Source organism: Candidatus Binatia bacterium, assembly GCA_029243485.1.
In the GTDB taxonomy this organism is placed as follows: Bacteria; Desulfobacterota; Binatia; order UBA12015; family UBA12015; genus VGTG01.
Window position 1 is genome coordinate 1 of the sequence record JAQWRY010000058.1, and the last position, 25,326, is coordinate 25,326.

At 66.2% G+C, this 25,326-nt stretch carries 20 protein-coding genes; 5 read left to right on the plus strand and 15 right to left on the minus strand.

The features are described 5' to 3' along the window. On the plus strand, positions 1-3,861 hold a 3,861-nt coding region (locus P8R42_16195), incomplete at its 5' end, for a right-handed parallel beta-helix repeat-containing protein (GenBank protein MDG2306155.1). After that, the gene (locus P8R42_16200) at positions 3,858-4,232 is read left to right on the plus strand and encodes a hypothetical protein (protein ID MDG2306156.1); all 375 of its coding nucleotides are present in this window, start codon (positions 3,858-3,860) and stop codon (positions 4,230-4,232) included. The genes P8R42_16195 and P8R42_16200, both read left to right, overlap by 4 nt. A gap of 6 nt (positions 4,233-4,238) precedes the next feature. On the opposite strand, the gene P8R42_16205 is transcribed toward P8R42_16200, so the two are convergent. After that, positions 4,239-5,525 (minus strand): MFS transporter, encoded by a 1,287-nt coding sequence (locus tag P8R42_16205; GenBank protein MDG2306157.1) that lies wholly within the window; start codon positions 5,523-5,525, stop codon positions 4,239-4,241. A gap of 83 nt (positions 5,526-5,608) precedes the next feature. Here P8R42_16205 and P8R42_16210 point away from each other — a divergent pair, with 83 nt between their 5' ends. Beyond that, positions 5,609-6,379 (plus strand): enoyl-ACP reductase, encoded by a 771-nt coding sequence (locus P8R42_16210; GenBank protein ID MDG2306158.1) that lies wholly within the window; start codon positions 5,609-5,611, stop codon positions 6,377-6,379. Positions 6,380-6,448: 69 nt separating this feature from the next. Here P8R42_16210 and P8R42_16215 read toward each other — a convergent pair whose 3' ends face one another. The 7 genes from P8R42_16215 to P8R42_16245 are packed head-to-tail and all read right to left on the minus strand — an operon-like array spanning position 6,449 to position 14,801. Continuing rightward, positions 6,449-7,957 carry a TolC family protein gene (locus P8R42_16215; GenBank protein ID MDG2306159.1) on the minus strand — a complete coding sequence of 503 codons (1,509 nt, stop codon included), beginning with the start codon at positions 7,955-7,957 and terminating at the stop codon, positions 6,449-6,451. Positions 7,958-7,988: 31 nt separating this feature from the next. Beyond that, positions 7,989-9,086 (minus strand): ABC transporter permease, encoded by a 1,098-nt coding sequence (locus P8R42_16220; GenBank protein ID MDG2306160.1) that lies wholly within the window; start codon positions 9,084-9,086, stop codon positions 7,989-7,991. A 3-nt stretch (positions 9,087-9,089) separates the two neighbouring features. Further along, on the minus strand, positions 9,090-9,698 hold the full coding sequence (locus tag P8R42_16225) for an ABC transporter substrate-binding protein (GenBank protein ID MDG2306161.1): 609 nt from the start codon (positions 9,696-9,698) through the stop codon (positions 9,090-9,092). Continuing rightward, positions 9,698-10,630 (minus strand): ABC transporter ATP-binding protein, encoded by a 933-nt coding sequence (locus P8R42_16230; GenBank protein MDG2306162.1) that lies wholly within the window; start codon positions 10,628-10,630, stop codon positions 9,698-9,700. The genes P8R42_16225 and P8R42_16230 overlap by 1 nt, the downstream gene beginning before the upstream one ends. Before the next feature lie 57 nt (positions 10,631-10,687). Further along, positions 10,688-11,980 carry an adenylosuccinate synthase gene (locus tag P8R42_16235; protein ID MDG2306163.1) on the minus strand — a complete coding sequence of 431 codons (1,293 nt, stop codon included), beginning with the start codon at positions 11,978-11,980 and terminating at the stop codon, positions 10,688-10,690. Positions 11,981-11,993: 13 nt separating this feature from the next. Further along, entirely contained in the window at positions 11,994-13,601 is a 1,608-nt protein-coding gene (gene serA, locus P8R42_16240; protein MDG2306164.1) for a phosphoglycerate dehydrogenase, read from the minus strand. Positions 13,602-13,628: 27 nt separating this feature from the next. Continuing rightward, positions 13,629-14,801, minus strand: coding sequence for an alanine--glyoxylate aminotransferase family protein (locus P8R42_16245; GenBank protein ID MDG2306165.1), 1,173 nt, complete (start codon positions 14,799-14,801; stop codon positions 13,629-13,631). A gap of 167 nt (positions 14,802-14,968) precedes the next feature. On the opposite strand from P8R42_16245, the gene P8R42_16250 reads away from it, so the two are divergent. Together P8R42_16250 and P8R42_16255 are read left to right on the plus strand one after the other, a co-directional pair. Continuing rightward, positions 14,969-16,747 (plus strand): TolC family protein, encoded by a 1,779-nt coding sequence (locus P8R42_16250; protein ID MDG2306166.1) that lies wholly within the window; start codon positions 14,969-14,971, stop codon positions 16,745-16,747. Beyond that, on the plus strand, positions 16,729-17,199 hold the full coding sequence (locus tag P8R42_16255) for a (deoxy)nucleoside triphosphate pyrophosphohydrolase (protein MDG2306167.1): 471 nt from the start codon (positions 16,729-16,731) through the stop codon (positions 17,197-17,199). The genes P8R42_16250 and P8R42_16255 overlap by 19 nt, the downstream gene beginning before the upstream one ends. Positions 17,200-17,292: 93 nt before the next feature. Here P8R42_16255 and folE read toward each other — a convergent pair whose 3' ends face one another. The 7 genes from folE to P8R42_16290 form a co-directional block, all read right to left on the minus strand. Continuing rightward, positions 17,293-17,844: a GTP cyclohydrolase I FolE gene (folE, locus tag P8R42_16260; protein ID MDG2306168.1), complete on the minus strand. Its 552-nt coding sequence runs from the start codon at positions 17,842-17,844 to the stop codon at positions 17,293-17,295. Between the two features lie 16 nt (positions 17,845-17,860). Next, positions 17,861-18,967 (minus strand): homoserine kinase, encoded by a 1,107-nt coding sequence (locus P8R42_16265; protein MDG2306169.1) that lies wholly within the window; start codon positions 18,965-18,967, stop codon positions 17,861-17,863. A 252-nt stretch (positions 18,968-19,219) separates the two neighbouring features. Continuing rightward, positions 19,220-20,542: a DUF4147 domain-containing protein gene (locus P8R42_16270; GenBank protein ID MDG2306170.1), complete on the minus strand. Its 1,323-nt coding sequence runs from the start codon at positions 20,540-20,542 to the stop codon at positions 19,220-19,222. 27 nt (positions 20,543-20,569) lie between these two features. Beyond that, the gene (locus P8R42_16275; protein MDG2306171.1) at positions 20,570-20,995 is read right to left on the minus strand and encodes a TraR/DksA family transcriptional regulator; all 426 of its coding nucleotides are present in this window, start codon (positions 20,993-20,995) and stop codon (positions 20,570-20,572) included. 142 nt (positions 20,996-21,137) lie between these two features. Continuing rightward, positions 21,138-21,626 (minus strand): YajQ family cyclic di-GMP-binding protein, encoded by a 489-nt coding sequence (locus P8R42_16280; protein ID MDG2306172.1) that lies wholly within the window; start codon positions 21,624-21,626, stop codon positions 21,138-21,140. Between the two features lie 97 nt (positions 21,627-21,723). Continuing rightward, positions 21,724-22,380 carry an outer membrane lipoprotein chaperone LolA gene (lolA, locus tag P8R42_16285; GenBank protein MDG2306173.1) on the minus strand — a complete coding sequence of 219 codons (657 nt, stop codon included), beginning with the start codon at positions 22,378-22,380 and terminating at the stop codon, positions 21,724-21,726. Further along, entirely contained in the window at positions 22,380-24,662 is a 2,283-nt protein-coding gene (locus tag P8R42_16290) for a DNA translocase FtsK 4TM domain-containing protein (protein ID MDG2306174.1), read from the minus strand. Before P8R42_16290 ends, lolA begins: the two co-directional genes overlap by 1 nt. Between the last annotated feature and the right edge of the window lie 664 nt (positions 24,663-25,326).

Here is a 25,326-nt window from a genome sequence, read left to right on the forward strand (position 1 = left end):
CTTCTCCTCCAGGACGTGACGGTCACCGCCCCGGGTACCCGGGGCGTCGAACTCACGACCTGCGCCGCCGCGACGATACGCGGCCTGGTCGTCACCGGAGGCCAGCACGGACTTCGCGCCACGACCGCCGATGGTTTGATCGTTCGCAATTGCCAGCTCTCCGGACAGACAAACAACGGGATCATGATCGTGGACACCACGGGCGCGACGATCGAGAACAACCGCATCGACACCGCTTCCCAGCGCGGCATCTTCCTCGACGACACGGACCAGGCGTACGTTCGAAACAACGGCGTGACCAACAGCGGAGAGTGGGGCATCCACTTCGACGCGGCCGGCGGACCGGTGTCGGCGAACAACGTCGTGGCCTTCAACACCGTCTACGCCAGCGGCGCGAGCGGGGGGGGCATCCGGTTCCAGCACGCCACCGGCGAGATTCGGGAAAACGTCGCGACCATGAACACCAACATCGCCATCAAGGTCGACACGGCTCCCACCTACATCCATCACAACGTCCTGCACGCAAGCACGACGGACATCGATACGCAGACCGGCCAAGAACCCGTCCGCTGGGACAACGCCACCACCGACCCCCTGCTCGTGAATCCCGCGGGCGGCGACTTGTCGCTCTCCCACCTCGCGGCCGGCCAGGGTGCGAACAGCCCGGCGATCGATCAAGGATCGGCCCTCGTGGTCGACGCCGACATCTCCGGCGCGACGCGCACGGACGCCATCGCGGACTCGGGGACGGCCGACCCGGGCTTCCACAGCGGCGCCGGCGCCTCGACCGGGATCCCGGCGGTGATGACCGGCCCGACGGCAACACCGAAGACCTATTACGTCGACCCCATGAACGGGAACAACGGCAACTCGGCAACCCACGCGCAGAGCCCGGGCTCCGCGTGGCAGACGATCGGACACGCCATCGGGCAGTCCGTATCCGGAGATACGCTCCACCTCCAAGCCGGGACGTACGCCGAACAGGTCGACGTCACGGTGGCCGGCCTGACGCTCCAAGGCGTCGGCGCTCTGGGCACAGTGATCCTCACCCCGCCCGGAGGCCAGGTCGGCATCACCGTCGACAGCCTCTCCGACGTGCGCATCGAGAACCTCGTCGTTGACGGCGGAACCCAGGGAATTCGCGCAGAAAACGCGAATGGCCTACGCATCGTCGGCGTCGCAACGACGAACCAGGACTTCATCGGAATTCACGTCGTCGACACGGCCGACGCCTGGGTCGATAGTTGCATCGTCACCGGGGCCGGCAGCAGCGGGATCTCGCTCGAGCGATCGAGTGCTCTGTACGTCCGAAACAACCTCGTCTACGCGAACACCGAGTGGGGCATCGACGTCGACAACGCTTCGGCGCCTCTTTCGACCGGCAACGCGATTGCGTTCAATACGGTCCATCAGAACGGTGACGGCATCCGTGTTGTTAATGTTAGCGCCGAGATCCGGGGAAACCAGATCACCGGCCAGGTCGATCTCGGCCTGTTCCTCTCGGGCACGTTCCTGAGCGCCCATCACAACAACTTCGCGAACAACGCGCGCGATCGTGACCGCGATTCGTCCAGCCTATTCGTCTCCGTCTGGGACAATCTGGGCAAGAACCCGCGCTACGTGAATGCACCTGGTCTCGACGGACTCCTCGGCGGTGCCAACTGGGTTGACGACGACTTCCGGCTGCAGACCCTCGCAGCCGGCGAGGACTACGACAGCCCGTCGATCGACGGAGGCTCGAACGACGTGTCGGCCCTCGACATCGGCGGCTCGACCGCGACGCTCGGCGCACCCGACTCGAGCACTGCCGACGTGGGCTACCACTACAATGCCCCCGCCGGGGTGGCGATCCCCGCGTACATGTCTCCTCCGCCGGAGCCGAACGAGACCTACTACGCCTCGCCCTCGATCGGCGATGACACGCGGACCAAGGCGCAGGCGCAGAATCCCGCCACTCCGTGGGAGACACTCGCAACGGCCCTCCAGCAAGCAAGCGACGGCGATACCGTCGTCGCCCTCGCAGGAACCTACGTCGAATCCGCGAGCATCGAGCGCGCGGACCTGACGCTCGTCTCCGAGACTCCCGGCGGTGCCGTCATCCAACCCATCTCCGGCGCGGCCCTCGCGGTCAGCTCGCCCGGCGTGACAATCGACGGCTTCCTGCTGAAGGAAGGAACGACCGGCATCACCGTGACCGCGGGCGGCGATGACGTCCGCATCACGAACTGCTCGGCAGCCGGGTCTTCGACCGACGGCTTCCGAGCGACGGACGTGTCGGGCGTGATCATCGAGAACTCCGTCGCCTCGGGATCGCTCTTCTCGGGCATCCACCTTCGCCGTGTCCAGTCCGCCACCATCCGAAACACGCTGAGCTACGCGAACGGCGAGTGGGGACTCTCGCACGACAACTCGCCGGGGACGGAACCGCTATCGGTCGACAACCTAGTCGCACACAACACCTTCACGATGAACGGAGTCGGCAACGCAAGCTTGCGGAACGCCGTCGGTCTGGTCCGTGAAAATCTGCTCACCGATTCGCCGGGCACGGGCATGCGGATCGACACCCCCGGCGCCGTCCTGAGCCACAACGGGTTCAACGCAAACACCACTCCGCTCGATCCGGAGAGCTATCTCTTCTGCGCCGGCTGCACGAGCAACGAGACGGTCGTTCCCGACTACATCGATCCGACCGGCACAGACGGCATCCTCGGCGGAACGGATTGGACCGATGACGACTTCCGCCTGATGCAGGTTGCGGCCGGGCAGGCGAGCGAGAGCGATGCCGTCGGATTCGGTTCCGACCTGGCCTCGACGCTCGCCGTAAACGGCAGCACCGCGACCAGCGGCGCCATCGACTCCGGCACGGTCGACCTCGGCTACCACTACGACTCCTCCAGCACGGCCCTTCCCTCGCCCGGCTACTCGGCACTGCCTCTCGACGTGTTGTTCGTCGACGTGAACACCGGCGACGACGGGCGTTCGCGCTCCCAGGCCAACGTCCCGGGGACGCCCTGGCGGACGCTAGAGCACGCGCTCTCTCAGGTCGTGCCGGGCGACACTCTCCTCGTCGAACCGGGGACCTACCCCGAGGCGCTGCAGATCGGCGTCGAGGACGTGAAGATCCGTGGCACAGACGCCTCACCGGCCCTCACGATCCTCGCCCCGGCCGGACGGGACGGCATCCGAATTCGCGCCACCGGCGTGCAGATCGAGAACCTCTCGATCCACGACTCCCGGCGCGGAATCGTCACCCTGGGTCGCTCGGACGATCTCTCCATCGAGGACGTCATCGTGAACGATGCCGAGCGGTACGGGCTCGCGCTCGGGAACGCCGACGGGATCTCGCTTTCGGGGGTTATCGTAGCCCGGAGCGGCCGCTATGGTGTCTACGTGCGCAAGGCGACCGGATTCGAAATGCGGGACTGCGACCTCTACGGAAATGGTCGATCGGGCCTCCGCGCCGTCCGTACCGACGGCACGATCACCTTCGTCACCTCGTACGGAAACCGCAATGGTGTCCGGGGTGCGCGCAACACGCTCACCGTGCGCGACTCGATCTTCGCCGGAAACACGCAGTACGGCTTCCGAGCACACTCGACCGACACGACCACCATGAGCCACACCCTGCTCGGACTGAACGGCCGGGGCGACGTCTACCCCACGGCGCTCGGCGCCGGGACCGGAATGCTGCTCGCCACCGATCCTCTTCTCGTTGATCCCGACAACGGAGATCTGAGCCTCCAGCCCACGAGTCCGGCCATCGACGCCGGCTCCGACTCGGTGGGCAACCTGAATGTCACCGGCTCCGCGACCGGCGGAACCCCCGACACCGGAATCGCCGACCAGGGAGCGCACCGATGAGCCGCCTCACCGTCTTCGCCGCCACGATCGTTCTTGGAGCCGGCCTCCTGCTCGCAAGCCTCCCGCAGACGGCAATCGCCGGCAGCAGCGGTGGGCGGGTCTACAATTCGAAGCGTCTGCGTCCCCGCGCCGAGACCGCCGCACGCGGGCGCATCATCCGCGACCCTCGCAAGGCTCCGACGAACCCTCGTCAGCCTGCGAAGCGGCGTGCGCTGATCCCCAACCCGGAGAAGCGGTACAAGGGGGGCAGCGGCTACACCAAGCGCGGCAACTATTACTACCAAACACCGAAGCAGATCCGTGCGGGCGGCAACACAAAGCGCCGCGTCGAGCGCATCAAGATCCCGCACCCGAACAAGAAGCTCCGCTGAGCGGCTCTACTCGCTGATCGACTCGAGTTCGCGCCCGCGCGTCTCGGGGAACGTGAGAATGACCAGCGCACCGGTGGGCGCAAGCAAGCTCACGAGCGGCAGTACCGTAGTGAGTTCCATCCCGGACCTCATACCTACGGTCGCGAGGCCAAGACCGGCGGCCGCACCCAGCGTCTCCATCATCGCCTGCAGCCCTGTCGAGGTTCCGCGGTACGCCGTCGGGAACAACTCCGTGGCGAACGCCCGCAGGATCGTCATGCTCGCCGTCAGCGACAGAACGAGGAGACTCCACGAAAGCACGATGAGAAACCCATCGGTGCGGAAGAACCCCCACGCGAGCAGTGGGAAGACCGCGACGAACCCGATGCCTACGCGTCTGCGCCCGATCCGATCGCCGAGCCGCCCGGCGAGGATGTTCCCGAACACCCCGAGCCCACCGGCCGTGAGAACGAGGATCGAATACTGACCGGGCTCCCAACCGCGATGAACGAGAAGGTACTGTGCGGTGAACTGATACGCGCTCCCCATGGAAGCCGCGGAAAGAAAGCCGAGCGCCGCGATGCCCGCGGCGCGACCCGGATAACGCCGGACGAGCATCCGGAACGGCTCGAAGTACCCGGCGAGCGCCCCCGCCTGGTCGGCCTCCTGCGTCGCAAAGCGCTCCGTTTCCGGCACGCCCCGCCGGAACGCCGGCAAGAACAGCACGGGAACGATCCCGATCACGTACAGGGAACGCCATCCGAACGGCAGATACTCGACCCCGGCGAAGAGCAGCGCAGAGAGGCCGTGCCCCAGGGATGCGAGCGCGCCCAGCATCCCGATGCCCCACCCCCGGTGCGCGGCGGGGAGCTCTTCGGAAACCATCACGAACGCGACGGTCGCTGCCGTCAGCATGAACGTCCGAGTGAACACCTGCAGGAGAACGAATTGGGTGGCCGTCTGACTGAAGCCGGTAAGGAGCGTACCGAAACTCAGCGCGACGACCGACACCAGGAATACACGGCGCCGCCCCACCCGATCCGCAAACGGCACTACGAGGAACGCCGGCAGCGCCCCCAGCCGGATCAGTCCAGTGAAGCCACCGAGCTCCGCCTCGCCGAGATCGAGACTCTCCGCGATGAACGGCAGCGCGGCTGTGAGCAGTGAGAAGTCGTAGTTCTCGAAACAGAGCGCGAGCGAAACGAAGCCGAGCAAGCGCAGCTGGTCCGACGTCAGGTCCGGAACCGAGCCGAGGATCGGCGGAATCCACAAGGGCCGGCGCGGACGCGATGGAAGGCTCACCGGCTCCGACACGGCCTGATCCATACTCCCGAACGCGGTGGAGTGCGACGCAGGGTCTCGATTGCATCTCGGTTCCCCTGTGCCATAAGCGCCGCATGGGTACGCTTTCCGGTAAGCGCGCGCTCGTACTTGGCGTCGCGAACGAACGCAGCATCGCTTGGGCGATCGCCCGAGCGCTCGCGAGCGAGGGCGCGCACATCGGGCTCACCTACGTCGGCGAAACCCTGGAGCGGCGGGTTCGCCCTCTGGCGGAGAAGATCGGCGCAGACGTCCTCGGCTCGTGTGACGTGACGGACGACGCACAGATCGACCAGCTGATGGGCGAAGTGCAGAGCCAATGGGGACAGCTCGATGTCCTCGTGCACGCGATCGCCTTCGCGCAGAGAGAAGACCTGACGGGTCGCTTCGTCGACACCGGTCGCGAAGGCTTCCGCCTCGCCCTGGACGTGAGCGCCTACTCCCTGGTCGCCCTCACCCGTGCTGCGTTGCCTCTATTGTCCGCAAGCGACGGCTCGGTGCTCACCCTGTCCTTTGCGGGCAGCGAACGCGTGTTCCCGAACTACAACGTGATGGGCGTGGCCAAGGCGGCCCTCGAGTCGTCCGTGCGCTACCTCGCGGCCGACGTCGGCCCCGAAGGCGTCCGCGTCAACGCGATCAGCGCCGGGCCGATCAAGACTCTTTCCGCCGCCGGGATTCGAAACTTCCGCGAGATACTGCACGTCGCCGAAGAGCGAGCTCCGCTGCGACGCAACGTGGCCGCAGACGATGTCGGCCACCTCGCCGCTGCGCTCGCCGGCCCCGCGGGCCGCGGAATCACGGGCCAGGTTCTCTACGCCGACGCCGGCCTCAGCATCCTCGGCGTCTAAGGTCTCCCATGACACACATGATCGTACTCGTTCTGACCACCCTACTCGGCGCGGCCGGCATCTGGCGGCTCAACGCGTGGGCGGAGACGGCGCCCGATCCGGGCCCTCGTCCGAAGCCGCCGCTCGAAGATTGACGGCCGACACACCCGCACCGACCTTCTGCGCTCCGAGAACGCGCGCCAGTCGCGCGAGGGAAACGTTGTAGTCGCGCACGGCCTCGTAGTAGCTGCTGGACACCCGCGCGTAGTTCCCGAGCGCGTTCAGGATCTCGCTGGCGTCACCGATGGCGAGATCGAAGTTCGTCACCGAGAGAGTGAGGATCGCCCGCCCCGCTTTGCGGCCATCCTCGAGATCCGTCACGGCCTTGCGGTTCTCGACTACGCTCTCGTAGGCGCTCACGAGTTCCACCGCTAGCCCGCTTCGCGCCTGACGCCGCCGCGCTTCCAGCGTCCCCAGCTCGGCGCGCGCCTTCTGCACCTTCGTTGCCGTGATGTGGAAGTTGAGCGGCCACCGGACAGTGAGAAAGCCGCCGGGGCCGTTGAGAAAGTTGAACCGGTCGAACGCGAACGGATTGAGCTGCCGATCCCGCTCGGGCGCGTAAGAGTAGCCGAAATAGCCGGTGAATAAGAGGTCGGGAAAATACTCGGCCTCGGTGCGCGACAACTCGCTCGCCTGCGCTTCGACACCCTGCTCGATTTGCCGCCACATCGGGCTCACGTCGTACAGCTCCGCCAGGTAGTCCTCCACGGGATCGAGGACGGCCGGCTCGGGGTTGAGCCAGCGGTCACGGACGTCGAGCGGCGACCGAACCTCACCCCCGGCGAGCACCCGAAGAGCCTCCAGCGCCGCCTTCTCTCCTGCGGTGAGCTTCGGAATCTCCTTCGCGACCTCGGCACGACCGACGCGCAGATACAGGATGTCGAGTTCGGAGATGTCGACGTCGCCATCTTCGCGTCTCTCGCGAGCAGTCTCGAGGGCATCGTTGAAGCCCTTGCGCGCCTCCTCGAGGATCCCCCGGACCGAACGTGCGAGAACAATGTTGTAATAGAGCGTCTTGGTCTGCTCGATCACCGTGGCTTCGAGGCCGTCGTGCTCGGCGATCTTCACCCCGACGGCATGCGTTGCCGCCTCGATCCCCGACGAGATCTTCCCCCACGTGTACAGCGGTTGGACCAGCTGAACCTCGACACGATTGAACGGCCCGAACGCCCGCGTGTCCACGGTGTCGGGAGAATCGAGCACGGTACCGCGAGCGCGGCGCGCAAAGCCGAAGCTGTTCGTCGCCGTGAACTCCGGCAGGAACGCAGACGCCTGGGCCCTCTGAAGATCCGCCTCCTGGCTGACGACCGCCCAGCGCGCAACATCGAGCTCCGGCGCCGCTTCGATTGCTCGCTCGACAAACTGGTCGACTCCGAGCCGCTCCATCTCGAAGCCGCCCCTCGCCGATCCCACTGGTGCGGCCGCGCCATCGACCGCAACGGGATCGACCAGGTCGGCAGAGCCGAGGCAGACCGCCGTAGGAGACAGCATCAACACCATTGCAAGGACGAATCCCCCGCGCGCAACTCCCAAGGCCATCGCCGCCGACGTTCCTCCCGCTGGTCTTCCCTCAGCGCGCGCTGTGGCGCGCCCGAAACAATCTCATGCCGATCACCAGAGTCACAAGCCCGTACCCGAAGAGCACCGCCACCGAGCCCTGGATCGCCTCCAGCCCCCTGTCCCGTAGCACAAGATCGTTCATCGCGCGCATGGCCCAGCTCGTATAGAAGGCCGGCTGGAGTTCCCGCATCCACTCGGGAACGAACTCCGGAGGGAACCAAAGCCCACCCAAGAGAGACACCAACATCACCACGGCCAGGCTCAGGGGCTGCGTCTGCTCACGCGTGCGGGCGAACCCGGCCACGAGGAGTCCCACCGCGACGGTGGTGAAGACCATCCCCGCCGAAAGGGCCACGAGCGCGGCCGGCGACGGACCGAGCGAGACACCGAAGAACCAGTGGGCCCACAGAAACAGCAGCACCATCTGCACGCAGCCCAGGACGAATCGCGCGCCGAGCTTGCCGAGCACCATCCAGGTGAAGCCGGCGGGCGCCACGAGGAGGCGCGGCAGCGTGCCCCAATCGCGCTCGTCGTGGAGCCCCATTGAAGTTCCGAAAATGACCACGATCAGCACGAATAGCAGCGCGAAGCCCGGCACGTTCTCGTCGAACGAGTTCACCTCGCGCCGGCTGGCGGTGAGGCTCGTCTTTTCGACGACGATCAGATCCTCCGAAAGCGGATCCGCCAGGGCCTGTGCCTCCTGATCCATCAGCAGAAGCAGGACGCGAATGGCCTGCAGTCCGTAAGCCTGCGCCGGATCGGTCAGAAGCTCGATGTTGCCGGGACGCCCCTTCAGATAGCTGCGGCTCAGGCCGGTCGGGAAGACGAGCGCCGCGGCCGCGTCGTTGTCGTCGCGCACCAGTCGTTCGGCTTCCGCACGACTCACCGACCGGACATTCGCGTGCTCTTCGAGGAGTTTCGTGAACGCCGTCGCGACCGGCCCCTGATCCTCGTCGACGACCGGCAGCAAGAGCCGCGTGCGATCCCCGTTGTCGAGGAGCGCCCCTGCAATCAGGCTGATCACGAGGATCGGGACGACCATCGCGCCCACGAGGGCGACGCGATCGCGCACGATCAGCCGCAGGTCTTTCCAGAAGACGGCGACCATCGCTCACTCCGGCGGGGCCGCGTCCTTCTTCTTGCCGTGCAACTTGCGCTCGAGGCGGTCCATCAGGTCGTCGAACGAGTTCTTCTTGAGGGCCTTGCCGAACTGGGACTGAAAGTTCGCCGACAGGCTCACGTCCTCGATGAAGATGTCCGTCGCCTGCCAACCGGTATCGGTCTTCTGGAGGTCGTAATCGACCGCGAAGCGATCGCGCGGCGTGACGATCTGCGTACCGATGTGCGCCTCGTTGCCGTCGATCTTCTCTTCCGTGAACGCGAATTCCGGCGCGTCGAAAAGAAGGAGTCGCTGCACGTAGGTCCGAACGAACAGATCGCGGAACAGGCTGAAGAATCGCTCCTGCTGCTCGGGGGTCTTGTCGTCGAGGTGCGTCCTCATCGATTGACGGCCGAGCGCTTCGGTATCCAGGAAGCCCCGAAGCAGGTCTTTCAAAGATTCCAGCTTCTGATCACGATCGCCAACGCCGGTGACGACCCCGTTCGATGCACTGAGAATCTTCTGAGTGGTCTGCATGGGGCCACCCGACACATAGGAAAAGGCTCCGCCGACGGTCGAGACGAGCGCGACCAGGGTGGCCGCGATGATCACGGTGCGCATCAGTCCCGCAGCTCCTTTCCGGTGAGCTCGATGAAGATCGTTTCGAGAGAAACCGGTGTGACGCGGATCTGGACGATAGGCTGCCCGGCGACGTCGCGTTCGCACACAGCGGCGAGGACCGGCTCCGCGTGCGAAGCAAAGAGACGAACCAGGGAACCCGAGGACTCGACCCTCTGCACACCGGCAAGAGCGGCGAGCGCCGCCTCGTCGCGCAGCGGTTCCGCGAAACGCAGCTCGATCACTTCCGTCGCGGAGGAGAGCCCGAGCAGCTCCGACAACGTACCGAGCGCTACAACCTGGCCTTCGTCGAGGATCGCGATGCGATCGCACAAATCCTCCGCTTCTTGCAGATAGTGCGTCGTGTAGAGAATCGTCACGCCCTGCTCGCGGAGCTTCCGGACCGCCTGGAAGATGTGCACGCGGGACTGGGGATCCACGCCCACCGTCGGCTCGTCGAGCAGAACGAGGCGTGGGGAACTCACGAGCGCGCAGCCGAGATTCAGGCGGCGCCGCATCCCGCCCGAGTAGGTCCGAACGAAGTCGTTGCGGCGCCCCGACAGCTCGACGGCCTCGAGCGCCTCTTCCACGCGCGCGGGGCGATCCGCGCGCGGCACGCCCCAGAGACGGGCGAAGAACTCGAGGTTCTCCTGGCCGGTGAGGTCCGGGTACAGGGCCTCCTCCTGCGGGGCGACGTTCAGAAGACGCCGTGCAGCGTGCACCTCGCGGACGACGTGTTTGCCGAAAACCCACGCATCGCCGGATGTGGGCCAGATGCGCGTCGAGATCATCGACAAGGTCGTGGTCTTCCCGGCGCCGTTGGGTCCAAGCAGTCCGAAGATCTCACCCTCGTTCACCTCGAGAGAAATCCCTCGAACCGCCTCGCGCTCGCCATAGGAGCGCCGGAGGTTCTTGGTCACAAGGGCCGCGGTCATCTCTCTGGTCGCCTATCGGGAGCCGCTGGTCGCGTCAATCGAACCGCGGCCGAGGGGTTACAGCAGGAACGGGTCGCGCAGCAGGATCGTCTCGTCGCGTTCGGCACCGACCGAGATCAGCGTGACGGGCGTGCCGGTGAGCTCCTCGATCCGCGAGATGTACTTCTGGGCCGCCAGGGGCAGATCGTCGAAGTTCCGGGCTCCGCTCAGATCCTCGGTCCAGCCCTCGAGATCCTCGTAGATCGGCTGGGCCTGGGCCAAGGCGGAGACGCTCGCGGGAACCCGGTCGTAGCGCTCGCCGCCACAGTCGTAGGCCGTCGCGACCTTCAGAGTCGGGATGCCGGAGAGCACATCGAGTTTGGTCAGGGCCAGACCGGAAAGCCCGGACAACCGGGCCGCCTGTCGAACCACGACCGCGTCGAACCAGCCACACCGCCGGGGCCGACCCGTGGTGGCGCCGAACTCGCCGCCGACCTGGCGTAGCTTGGCGCCGACCTCGTCTTCGAGTTCCGTCGGGAACGGTCCCGCGCCCACTCGCGTAGTGTACGCCTTCGCGATTCCGAGGACCCGGCCAACGTGTTTCGGAGCGACACCCGCCCCGGACCCGACGACTCCGGCCACTGTGTTCGACGAGGTCACAAAGGGGTACGTCCCATGGTCGAGGTCCAGCATGGCCGCCTGCGCGCCTTCGAACAGGATGCGCTTGCCCGCCGCGATGTGGTCGGAAATGACGACCGTGGCGTCCGTCACGTACGGCTTCAAGCGCGCCGCGTAGACCGCGTATTCTTCGAGGATCGCATCCACCGTGGGAGGCGTCTCACCGTAGAGCTCCAACAGCGGGCCGCGCTCCGAAAGGATCCTCTCGACGCTTTCGCGGAAGTACCGCGGGTCGAGCATGTCGACGACGCGAACACCTCGGCGAGCCGCCTTGTCCTCGTAACACGGGCCAATCCCGCGCCCGGTCGTGCCGATCGCACGTTCGCCCAGCGACTTCTCGCGGGCCTTGTCCAGCATGCAGTGCACGGGAAGGATGATGTGCGCCCGTTCGTCGATTCGAAGCTGGTCGGGATCCGTCAGGTACCCCTTGGCCTGCAGGCCTTCGATCTCCTCGCAGAGAACCTTCGGGTCGATGACGACACCATTGCCCAGAACGCAGGTGGTTCCGGGGTGCAGAACGCCGGCCGGGATCAGGTGAACGACGGTGCGCTCGGTCCCGACGACCAGGGTGTGTCCCGCGTTGTTGCCGCCCTGGTAGCGGGCCACCATGTCGGCATGTGCGGCAAAGTGGTCGACGACCTTGCCTTTGCCTTCGTCACCCCACTGGGCTCCTACGATGATCAGCGTCGGCACGAGACTCGTCCTATCACAGACTCAGCAGGGCCGCGTTGAGAACCTCGGGGAGCTTGCGCAGCTCGTCGAGAATCTCGTCGGATACCGGGTCGTCTACGTGGAAAAGCGAAACGGCGCGCTTTCCGATTCCCTCGCGGCCGAGCTCGAGGCCGGCGATGTTCACACCGCTCTTGCCCAGAAGGGTCCCGACCTGCCCCACGACGCCGGGGACGTCCCGGTTGTGCAGCATGAGGATGAAGCCCTCGGGAACCGCCTCGAGGAAGAAGTCGTTCATCTTCACCAGCCGCACGGTCTGCCTGCCGAACACGGCGCCCGCCACCTGATGGCGAGCCCCGGAGGCAAAGGACACCGTTACGGAGATGCGGTTCCGAAAATCGCCGGGCTGGGTGGAGATCGTCTCCTGGACCGAGATACCCCGCTCGCGCGCGATGACCGGAGCACTGACGTAGTTCAGATCGTCCCCGAGGATCGGCAGGAGAAGTCCGCGCAGGAGCGCGGCGGTCACGGTCTTCGTGCCGTGGTCGGCGACTTCGCCCTTGTACTCCACTTCGAGCGACACTGGTGCACCGGCGGGCTTGGTATCGGTCGAGCCGAGCTGGGAGACCAGTGAGCCGAGTCGTTCCGCCAGGTCGAGATACGGGCCGAGGTGCTCGCGCTGCTCCGGCGTGAGGGCCGGCATGTTCACCGCCGCGGTGATCGCCCCGCGGCAAAGGAATGCCGAAACCTGGTCGGCAATCGCGACGGCAACGTTCGTCTGCGCCTCGCCGGTCGAAGCCCCGAGGTGCGGAGTGACGACGACGCCGGGCAGGTGCAGGAGCGGGTGGTCGGCCGCCGGGGGCTCTTCGACGAAGACGTCGATCGCCGCGCCTGCAACCTTCCCGGACCGCAGCCCTTCGGCGAGCGCTTCCTCGTCGACGATCCCGCCGCGCGCGCAGTTGATGATGCGCACGCCGGGGCGCATCCGCTCGATGGCGGCGGCGTCGATCAGGTTCTTGGTGTCTGCCGTCGCGGGGACGTGCACCGAGATGAAGTCCGAGCGCTCGAAGAGCTCTTCGAGCGTCGCGAGTTCGACCTCGAGCGGCTTCGTTTCCGGAGTCACGAACGGGTCGAAGGCGATGACCTTCATCTTGAGGCCCGCCGCGCGGTCGGCGACGACACGCCCGATGTTGCCGAGGCCGATGATGCCGAACGTCTTCCCCGTCACCTCGCTGCCGGTGAACTTCGACCGCTCCCACTTCCCGCCCCGAAGCGAGGCGTCCGCGGCCGGAATGTGGCGCGCGCAGGCGAGCGTCATGGAGATGGCGTGCTCGGCCGTGGTCACGTTGTTCCCGCCGGGCGTGTTCATCACGACGATGCCGCGTCGCGTGGCCGCGGCAACGTCCACGTTGTCGACGCCGATGCCGGCGCGACCGACCACCTTCAGCCGCTCGCCCTTGGCGATGACCTCTTCGGTGACCTTGGTGCCACTACGGACGACGAGAGCATCGTAGTCGCCGATTTTGGCGAGAAGCTCATCTGGCGGAAGACCGGGGAGGTGATCCACCTCGATCTCGGCTTCGGCTTCGAACCGCTCCATCCCCTCTGGGGCGAGCTTGTCCGACACGAGAACGCGGTACGACATCGCTCCTCATTCCTCCTCGCGCCGCGCCTACTTGGCGGGCAGCGCCGGGAGGCCTTCGGCCAATACCGCTTGTGCGGCAGCCACCCCCCGTCCCAACGGCGCCTCGACCCCGAAACGAGCAAGGCCGAACTCGAGCGCCGCCATGCCGGTCACGACGTCGAACATGCCGACGTGACCCAAGTGGGCGAGACGTAGGATCTTGCCCTTGAAGCGGTCCTGCCCACCCGCGACCTCGACGCCCAACCCGTGACGCAGATACTTCTGCAGGTCGCCGCCGGGGATTCCCTCGGGAAGGAAGACACCTGTTGCCGCCGAACTCGGCGACTCGGCCGCGACGAGATCGAGACCCAGCCCCGCCGCACCAGCGCGCGTGGCGCGCGCGAGACGGTCGTGTCGGGCGAAGATCTCGGGGAGACCTTCGGCGACCATCAACTCGAGTGCCTTGCGCAGGCCGAACATCAGGTTGATCGCCGGCGTGTACGCCGTGGTGTTCTTCTGCTGCGCCGCGCGCTCGCGTGTCAGGTCGAAGTAGAACTTCGGGAGCGAGGAACGCTCGGTCGCCTTCCACGCCTTTTCCGAGAGCGCGAGGAACGCGAGCCCCGGCGGAAGCATGAACGCTTTCTGAGAGCCGGATACGAGAACGTCGATGCCCAGATCATCCATCGGCATGTCGGCCACACCGACGGCGGTGATGCCGTCGACGACCAGGAGCGTCTCCCGGGCGCGCGTGAGATCCGCCAGCTCTTTCACCGGGTGCATGGCCGTGGTCGAGGTCTCGCTCGCCTGGAGCAGAACGGCCCGGGTCTCGGGACGGCGCTGCAGGATGGCCTCGACGGTCGCAGGATCGACGGCCTTGCCCCACTCGACCTCGATTTCCTCGACCTCGACGCCGTATTCGCGACAGACCTTGGTCCAGCGCTCGCCGAACTTGCCGCCGTTGACCACGATCACCACGTCGCCCGGCGACAGCGTGTTCACAATCGAGGCCTCCATCGCGCCGGTGCCGGACGAGGCGAGGACGATCACGTCCTGGGCGGTCTGGAAAACGGCCTGTAGACCCGACCGAATCTCCTTCACCGTGGCCTCGAACTCTGGCGTGCGGTGATGGATGGTGGGTGCCGCCATCGCCAGCAGCACCGCTTCAGGGACCGGGGTCGGACCGGGGGCGAGTAAGTACTTCTTCTGTGGGACTGGCGTCATGGCAGCGGGGCGTCTCGAGGTGGTTGCGAGACGGCAACCAAGGTGGCTAGCGAAGGCCCCAGAGGCAATCAAGACGAGCCCCGCTCAGGCGGGTTTTACGATTGTGCAGACGGTGCAACCCCGCCGTTGCGTTGACAACCTCCCGGCGCGCCGATACCCGAGAATTGGTGCAGCAGAGCTCCTTGGGACACTCCGGGCTCCGCGCCTGGGCACTCGTGATCGCCGCCGCCACACTGGCGGCGATGGCCTCGAGCGCACACGCGGAGGAAGTAGTGAATGCGGCGGCGGGCTCCTCGCCCGAAGCGGGTGCGACGCTCGAGGTGCGTGAAGGCCTCGTCGACGGGCCGTCGATCTGGCAGGTGCTGAGCGCTCAGTACGAGCTGCCGACAACCGAGCCGCCGGATCCGTTCATCAGCGGCCTGCGAGATGCACCCGCGCAGCTCACGCTGCGCGACGCTGTGCTGACGGCGGTACAGAACAACCCGGCCGTGATCGCGGAGTCTCTCTCCCCGCTCGCCCAGGAGACCGGCATCCTCGAGGCTCAGGCGCAGTTCGATCCGATCCTCGGAGGCGACGTCGGACTCGGGCGCAACGCGAATCCGGTCAGCAATGTACTCAACGCGTCGTCCGAAGGCTCCCTGCGCGTCACCCAGACCAACGCGAACTGGGACTTCGGACTCAGCAAGGCGCTACGAAGCGGTGCCGCGTTCTCGCTCGACTGGGACAACGCGCGGTCGACCAACGACGCCCGCCTCGGCCTACTCGATGCGCCCTTCCAGCTCTTCAATCCCCAGCTGGTCCCGCAGCTCACCGCGAGCCTGAATCAGCCACTTCTCCGCGGCTTCGGTTTGTACTTCACGAGCCTCCGGATCCGGATCGCGGAAAGCGCGACGGACGCAGCCATCGAGAACTATCGCGCAGCAGTCGCGAACTTCATCCGCGGCGTTATCGCCAACTACTGGGCGGTCGTGGGGCTCGAAGAACGGCTCGACGTGCTGAACGGCTCGCTGGAACTCGCCGAGAAGACCGTGCGCGACAACCGCACCCGCGTCGACGTGGGCGTCCTGCCGCCGGTGGCCGTGCTCGAGAGCGAGGCGGAAGCCGCCCGCCGCAAGGAAGAAGTCATCGTCGCGACCAACGACCTGAGCCAGGCGCGGCTCCAGCTCCGCACGCAGGTCTACCTTCCAAGTGACAACCCGTTCTTGCCCCGCGCCGTGCAGCCCATCGACCGCCCTACTGACGACAAGATCGACGTGATGGTGGAAGAGGCCCTCCAGATCGCCATGGAGAAGCGGCCGGAGATCCAGGCGGCGAAACTCCAGTACAAGGGCCGCGAGCTCAACACCGCCCTCAACGAAAACGGCGTGCTGCCGAAGCTCGACCTGTTCGGCTCTCTCGGAGTGAACGGCCTGGCCGGCAGCAACACCACGGACGTAGTCGAGTATTTCGAGGGCAACTACGGCGACTCGCTCGAGACGATGGTCGACGGGCGCTTCTACTCGTACCAGGCGGGAGTCCGTATCGAGATCCCGATCGGCAACGCCGGAGCCAAGGCCCGTGCAACTCGCGCCCGTGTCGAAGAGCAGCAGACGTTCACCCGGTACCGCCAGACCGTGGCGGACGTGAGCCTGGAAGTCGGCCGCGCCGTGTCGGATGTCCTCTCGGACGAAAAGCGAATCGAGACCACCCGCGTCGCCCGCGAACTCAGCGAGCAGAACCTGCGCAACCAGACGAAGCGCTACGAGGTCGGCATGGTGACGACCACGGACCTTCTGAAGTTCCAGAACGACCTCGCCGCGGCCAAGGTCTCCCACATCCAGGCGATGATCGAGTACAACATCTCGCAGGCCGAGCTCGAAAGGGCGCAGGGCACCATCCTGTCGCGCTTCAACGTCACGATCGAACCCCGCGGCGAGACCGAAACGCCGTGGTGGGCCACCTTCTGACGGAAATCCACGTCGTCGGAGCCGCGATCCTGCGCGGCGACACCTGCCTCGTCGCGCTGCGGAGCGACACGATGGACGAGCCCGGATGCTGGGAGTTCCCTGGCGGCAAGATCGAGCCGGGCGAATCTCCGGCCGAGGCCCTGACGCGCGAGATCGAGGAGGAACTCGGATGCCGGATTCGGCCAGGCGCCCTGCTCGGCACCGGGCGCTGCGTCTCTGGCGGGCGCCAAATCCGCCTCGACGTCTTTGAGGCTGAACTGGTCTCCGGCACCCCGCGGGCGACGGAGCACCGAGAGGTTCGCTGGGTGGGCGCTGCGGGCCTCTCAGGGCTCCTGTGGGCCCCTGCGGACATCCCCGTGGTGCCTGCGGTCGCGGACCGCCTGGCGGGCGCTCAGGCCCGAGAGCCGAGCATCAGCGGGCCAACGGCGGCGCCACCGACGAGGCCGAAGTAAAAGACAGCAACAGAGTCGAGGAAGGTCGACACAGAGGCTCCCGGCCGAAATCACCAGAAGCCCCCGCGCCCAGATAGTGCTGGATCCGCCTGCTCAAGAGCGGCGGTGGCCGATGAGGTTCATGAACTCGTTTCGGGTGTCCTGGTTCTCGCGGAACACACCGAGCATCGCGCTGGTGATGACGTAGGAGTTCTGCTTCTCGACGCCGCGCATCCTCATGCAGAGGTGCTCGGCCTCGGCGACGACAGCGACTCCCTCGGCGCCGAGCTTCTCCATCAGGAGGGACGCGATCTGCGTCGTCATGCGCTCCTGGACCTGCAGCCGGCGCGCAAAGACGTCGACCAGCCGGGCCATCTTGGAGATGCCGACGATCTTGCCGCTCGGCAGGTAGGCCATGTGGACCTTGCCGAAGAAGGGCAGCATGTGGTGCTCGCACATCGAGTAGAAATCGATGTCCTTCATGATGATCATCTCCGAATAGTCCTCGGTGAAGAGGGCTCCGTTGATGATCTCCTCGGGATCCTGCGAGTAGCCGCGCGTCATCTCGGCCAGAGCTCGGGCGCAACGCGCAGGTGTCTTCAGCAGGCCTTCGCGAGTCGGATCCTCGCCGAGACCTCTGAGGATCCCTTCGAAATATTTCTCCAAGTCGACCCCCCTCCCCTCAGGACTTACTGCCCTTGCGCTCGACCGCCTTCACCTTCTGATACTTCCGGTAGTCGTAGCCAGTGGCCATGGCGAGCAACATCGGCTCCATCCCGCCATCACGTTCGCGGCGGAGGATCGAAAGCCGGCCGAAGAACTCCTGGAAGCCGCGAATCGCCGCACTACGCGCATCATCCGCCAGCGCGGGGATGCGCTCCTCGGTGATGGCAGCGAAACAGGCGGCCGAATCGGCCAGGCCCAGGATGTCGCGAAGCCGCGTGACGGTGAACCGGAACGCGGAGAAGCGCAGCTCGTTGGGGAACGCGTCCCACTCCGCCAGCGAGAGCGTACGCATCGACTCGTAACCGGCGATGACCGTCTCGAACCGCTTCAAGTCGTAGCTGCCGTCGTTGAAGCACAGGGCATTCACGGCGGTCGCGAGATCGAAGATGAACTTACCGCGGCAGGCGGCCTCGAAGCTGACGATGCCGACGAGCTTGTCGCCCTTCAGCAGGACGTTCTCGCTCAGCAGGTCGCCGTAGATGACGCCCTTGGGGAGCTTCGTCTCGAGGTAGTTCCCCAGGTAGTCGACTTCTTCGTCGAGCGTGCGGGTGATGCGCTTGAAGTACGGGGGCAGACGCCGCCGGATCTCGGCGTAGAGATCCGCGACACGATCGAAGCTGAAGCGGTTCTCGATGCCCTTCTTGTAGCCCTTGCCGATGAGGTGCAGCTCGCCGAGCGCGCGACCGACGCCCTCGATCTGGTTGCCGCTGAAGTCGCCGACCTCGGGACGCTTGCCGTCGATGTTCTTGTAGGCGGTGAGTCGCGCGCCGCCGACATCCCGATAGTGGCGGCTCTTGCGATCCGCGAGCGGCTGCGGGCACGGGAAGCCGTGCTTGCGCAGGTACAGGAAGAGATCGACCTCACGCTTCAGGTCGAGCTCGCCGCGGCGGTCGTCGAAGCGGAAGATCACCTTGCTGCGACCGACGTCGACCAGGAAGTTCTTCTGGTGGTTCGACGGGCGCGACCATCCACGCGGCGCTGGCCCAACCCCTTGAACCTTCCCGAGCCCGTACTCCTCGGCGAGGCCTACGATCTGCCTCTTGTCTAGCGCGGCGTCGGTCATCGGTGATCCGTCCGGGCAAGCCCGCGATCGTTCGGCTTCCACCTGCAGCATCCACTCACCCCCTCAAGCCCCATGTAGCGGATCCGTAACGAACGCCCCGTGATTCCGCTATGACTGAAGCCCAGCCAACGATGACACCGTGTTTGTTTTTCCTGCTGCGCGGAAATTAGGAGAACCAAGCAAAACTGTCAACAACGATTTACCGACACCCATCGGGGTACATTCGCTACATCGGCGTTTTGCACCCCAAAACTATTTGGCGCTCGGCCCTCGGAGCGCGGCGACGAAATCCATCACATTCGTCCCCGAAGGGCCTGTCACCAGGGTATCCCCGATCGATTCGAGGAGTCCGCCGCAATCGTGCTCGCGCAGGACCCGGCGAACGACGGCCGCCCCACCCGCCCGACGCCGGGACCGCCCATCTGCGAACCCGCCGGCGGCCGGTGTCTGCCCATCGATGCCGTCGGTTCCGGCCGAGAGGAGGGACCAGGGCCCGCCGGCGAGGCCGGCCATCGCAGCGACGGCGAACTCCTGATTGCGCCCACCCCGCCCCGTGGCCTTCCCGACACTGACGGTGGTCTCCCCGCCCGCGAGTATGCAGGTCGGCCCCCCTCGCCCACCGAGTCCTGCCACAAAGGCCGCCGCCGCCATGGCCGCCTCACCGCGCAGGGGTGCCCGCAGGTTCTCCACCCGGTAGCCCCGCCGGCGCGCCTCCCGGGCCGCCCCGTTGAGCGCGATTCGATTCGAACCGATCACACAGGGGTAGGAACGCCGCTCGTCCGCCGAGCCGGGCTTCACGGTCTCGACCACATCCGGGCGCCCCGCGCAGCCCGCCTCGAGACGGCGCCGCACCGCGACCGGAAGATCCCCCAGGACCCCGAGAGCCGCCAACCCGCGCCAGGCCTCCTCGAAAGTCGACGGGTCAGCGACCGTCGGGCCGGACCCTATCGTCGGCAGCGGGTCGCCGATCACGTCCGAGAGCGCCAGAGTCAGCACCCGTCGAGGCGCGGCGGCCCGCAGTACGCCGCCGCCCTTCACGCTCGAGACGTGCTTTCGCACCGCGTTCATCAAGCCGATATCGGCGCCGCACTTGAGCAAGAGCCTCCCGAGCCGGACCTTGTCGCGCTCTCCGACGCCGCGGGTGGGGCGGGCCAGGAGCGCCGACGCGCCACCGCTCAACAGGAACAGAACCGTGTCGGTCGGCGGTCGGCGGCGAAGACGACGGAGCAGCGCCTCGGTCGACGCGAAGCTGAGCCGGTCCGGAACCGGATGCGAGCCGGGCAGAATGTCGATCCGCCCGACGCGCCGCGTGCGGGCCCCCGTTCGCCCACGCGGGGCTATGACCAGACCACGGGCTTCGGGCGCCAGATCGGCGATCGCCTCGGCCATGGCCGCCGCAGCCTTCCCAGCGCCGGCAACCCAGAGCTCCCCGACGGGCACGCGGAACCGCCGTGTGCCCAGATCGACCTCGATCCTTCCCCCTGCCCGACGGACGTGGCGACGGATCAGATGACCAGGCGCAACGGCCTCGACACCGGCTCGGTAGATCGCTTCGAGGTCGGCGCGATGGCCCACTGAGGTGACTCCCGGGGAGTCGACTCGCTAGGAGTCGTCGCCGCCGTCGTCGCCAACGGCGAAGCGGCGAATGCCGCGATCGTCGTCCGCCTGCCGGGTCTGGCGGGCTTCCTTCTCCTGATCAGCCTGGCAGATGACGCATAGCCGGGTGAAGGGCAGCGCCTTCAGGCGCTCCTCGGCGATGTCGAGCTCGCACTCGTCACAGATGCCGTAGCTGCCGGCCTTGATCCGCACGAGAGCCTCGTCCAGCGACTGCAGCTTCCGGCGGTCGCGGTCGGACAGGATCATGCTGATGTCGCGATCCCGCTCTTCGCTGGCCAGGTCGTAGGCATCCATGCCCTCGTCCTTATGGCCGGAACGACTGGTCTTCGTGTCGCTCTCGATGTCAGCGAGGACCTGCTCACGCATTTTCAGCAGGGATTCTTGGGCATTTTTCAGGAACGCTTTACGCATGGTCCTTGGGTTGATCCTCTCCGTTGGGCCGGGATGCAAGAAACCGGCCCGCGAAGGGTAAGGATGAGGTGGACCTATGTCAACGGCAGGCCACGGTCGCGGAACCACCCCGCCCTGGCGCAGGCTAGGGCGGAATCCCATGTCAGTCGCGCATGTTCACGTACTGCAGGGCCCGCTTGTAATCGGCGTCCCGCAGGAGCTGCATCACTGCCTGTAGGTCGTCCCGCTTCTTCCCGGTCACGCGCACCTGCGCGTCCTGGAGCTGGGCCTGGACCTTCAGCTTGCTCGCCTTGATCATCTTCACGATCTCTTTGGCGTCGTCCTTTTCCAGCCCCTGATGGACGGTGATCGTCTGCTTGGCGAGACCACCGGCCGACGGCTCGACCTTCCCGTACTCGAGCGACTTGAGGCTCACCTGCCGCTTCGCAAGCTTGCCCTGCAGGATCTCGACGACGGCGTTCACCTTGTAGTCATCGTCGGACACGAGCTGGATGACCTTCTTCTCGGGGAACGCGATCTCGGTCTTCGAGCCCTTGAAGTCGTATCGCTGACCGACCTCGCGGCGGGTCTGCTCCAGGGCATTCTCGACCTCGGGAATGTCGACTTCGGACACGACATCGAATGACGGCACAGCTGACTCCTTCTATCGAAACGTTCGGGCAACCCGGCGTTCGTTGCGCGTTCGCCCTAACGAAGCATCTTGCCCAAAAGTTGCAATGACAGGTGGGTCAGCCGCCCGGGGCCTCGATGATGTCCGTGCCCGGCGGCCGCTCGAAGTGGAACAGGTCCTTGTCGACGCCCTCGTTGCGCTGCGGGTCGATCAGGCGAACCTCGGTCACGTTGCCCAGGGGATCCCGAACGGTCGCCGCGCGGAGGTCATAGGAATCGGGATCGACTTCGAGGGTGAGGAGGCCGAGGGCGCCGCCCTCCTCCGCTTTCGGGTGAAGCTCGATGCGAAGACCACCGTCCTCGCCCTCCTCGGCCATCTTCGGATCGAAGTCGCGTCCGATGCGCGCCACGCCGAAGAGGAACGAGACCGGCGTCTGGGACTGAAAGGCCTGCTCGAGCGGCGCGCGCAGCACCTGCTCGTCCTCGGGCTGATGGATCCAGAGGTGCTTGCCATCCGCTACGATCGTCTGCGGCTCAGGCGATTCGTACTCCCACCGCATGAGGCCGGGCCTCTCGAAATACATCCGCCCCTTCGAACGGAGCACCTGGCCCCCCGCCTGAATTCGCATCTCCTGCGTGAACGAAGCGGACAAGTCCACCGTCTCGTCGTACCGGGCTTGGACGCGCCCGGCGATCTCTTCCGCATCGTCCTCGGCCCGCGCCGACGCGCCGAGCACCGTAGCAAGCAAAAGGACTGCGCAGATCGCGTTCCGCACTACTCGTCGTACCCCGCAGCCGCGCGAGCGACGACCTCTCGGGTACCACGGTGGTCTGGGCTACTGACGACGCCCTCGCGCTCCATGCACTCAATCATGCGTGCCGCGCGGTTGTAGCCGACCTGGAGCCGGCGCTGGACGTAGCTGATGGATGCCTTGCCAGTGTCCGTCACAATGGCGACGGCCTCGTCGTACATCGCGTCGTACTGCTCCTCGCCACGTTCCGCCGCGGAGCCCTCGTCCTCGGCGCCCTCTTCTTCGAACAGCTCCATGCGGTAGTGAGGCTGTTGCTGATCGCGCACGAAGTCGGTGACCTTCTGAATCTCCTCGTCCGACACAAAGGCCCCGTGCAAGCGCTGCAAGCGTGACGTTCCCGGCGGGAGGAACAGCATGTCTCCCATGCCGAGCAGCCGCTCGGCGCCCATCGTGTCGAGAATCGTCCGGGAATCGACCTTGCCGGCGACCTGGAAGGAAATGCGTGCCGGGAAGTTCGCCTTGATGAGTCCGGTGATGACGTCGACCGACGGACGCTGCGTCGCGATCACCATGTGAATCCCGGCGGCGCGCGCCTTCTGCGCGAGGCGCGTGATCGGCTCTTCACAATCTCGGCGCGTCATCATCAGGTCGGCGAGCTCATCGATGATCACGACGATCCGGGGCATGTGCTGGTGCACCACAGCCGGTTCGCCATCGCCGTCGGCGTCTTCGCCTTCGTCGAGCTCGATGACCTTTCCGTTCTTCTCCCCCTCGGCCACCGCCTTGTTGTAGGAGTCGAGGTTGCGGACGCCCTTTTCCTTCATGAGCTTGTAGCGCTCGTTCATCACGGTCACGAGATTAATGAGCACCGCGACGGCGAGCTTCGCCTCGGTGATGACTGGAACGAGAAGGTGCGGGATCTCCTCGTAGGTAGCGAGCTCCAACATCTTCGGATCGACCAGCACCATCTGGACGTCCCGCGGACTCGCGCGCATGAGGATGCTCATGAGCAGAGTGTTCAAGAACACCGACTTGCCGGCACCGGTAGCGCCCGCGACCAGGAGGTGGGGCATTCTCGCCAGATCACCCGCGGCGGGGTTGCCCGTCGTATCCTTGCCGAGCGCCAGTGCGAGCGTCGACTTGGACTGCTGAAAGGCATCCGAAGCGCAGACCTCCCGCAGAGAAACCGTCTCCCGGCGCGGATTCGCCACCTCGATACCGACGACGGACTTCCCCGGAATCGGTGCGAGGATGCGGACACTCATGGCCTGCATCGCCATGGCCAGATCGTCGGCCAGAGCGGTGATTCGATTCACCTTGATACCGGCTGCCGGCTCGAACTCGTAGGTCGTGATGACCGGCCCCGGGTGAATCCCCTGCACCGTGCCCTGCACGTTGAAGGTATGGAGCTTTGCCTCGAGCACGCGCGAGCTCGCGATGAGCGCATCGTGATCGATCTCGACTTCGCCTTCGACCGGCGGATCGAGCTGCGCCAGGTCCGGCAGGCAGTACGAAGTACCGTCAGAGAAGGGCATCTCGGCCTGGCGCCGCTTCGCGCTGGCAGGCGGCCCAGGAGCCTTCGGCGTGGAGATGACTGGGGCGCGGCGTTCGCGCACACTCGGCCGGACTGCACCGGTGCGTCCCGGCACGACTTCCTGGTGACCGAGGACGATGGGTTCGATCGTCGGGTCGACTTCGTCGCGCGACGCCCAGTCGCGCAGCCGTTCCTGCCCGAGCTTGAGCGCGCCGGCCGTCCCACGGCCACTCGCCTGCGCGAGACCGAAGAGGGACTGACCACTCGCGAACGCGCCGAAAAGCAGGAAGCTCGCGAGAGCGGTGACCCACGCGCCGGTCGGGCCGGTGTACTGCTCGAGAATGGCTGCGCTCAGACCACCGATCATGCCGCCGGCGTCGCCGTCTTCCCAGCGTGAGATCTTGCCTACCGCGAGATTCGCGAGAATCGCGAAGGAAACCAACGCACCGGCTCCAGCGCCGACGCGGGCCGCATCGATCCGCGGACGCGCTCCGTTGAAGACGGCTGCCGCCACGGCGAAGAACGCAGTCGGCACGAGTAAGGACGCGAGCCCGAGGGACTGCACGAGGAGGTCGGCCAGCACGGCGCCGAGGGGGCCGAAGGCGTTCTCGCCCGTCGCCGGTGCGTACGTCGCGATCGCGACACCGATGAGTAGGCCGGCAAGGCAGAGGAAGAGGCAAATCGCCTCCCGCCCGAACGACGGCACCTCGTCCTCCAACTCCACTGGCTCGACCTGCGCCCGCTTCCGCGCAGCCTGTCCCCGCGTCGCCACAACCCCTCCCCTACTGCGAGACCCGTGCCCCGCCAGGTTTCAAAGCTACCCCAACCCGGGGGCCCGCTCAAATCTTTCTCGGCTGCCGAGCCGATTCCCTCCGAGCTCGAATCGGCCTGCGGTCGCCCGGCCCTCACCAGGGCGAACCCTAAAAGCAGGGGAGCGCTCGCCTTGTGAACCCCGAGGGGCTCCTGGTCGGGGTCTCGCACACGCCATAGTTTCACGAGGACCCGAGCTGAGCCTGCCTCGCACGGCGCTCTTCCAACGAGCGCCGCCCGCGATAGAGTCGCGTCCTGTCCGCCACCATCCGAGAGTACGACGCCACCCACGACGCCGAAGCGATCCATCGGTGTTTCATCCCGCTCCAGGACGAGGGACACGGCCAAGGCATCGACCTCGCCGATGTGCTCCCATCGGGCCTCCGCCGGGGCGAGGAGCGACGTGGGCAAAGACAATTAGCAAGACCGCCAAGAGCTTCATCCCTCGGGGATCCCCCTATGCGCCTGCCGCCCGTTGCCGACATCGATGTAGCAACCACCTGGGTCCGACGCGCATGGATATTCGGCAGCGAACGTCGAATTCAGGACAGCGCCGAAGGCCAACAGAATCACCGTCGTCAAAACGATACGTGTCATCGAGCGGGCTCCTCTGGTTGCAGTCCGAG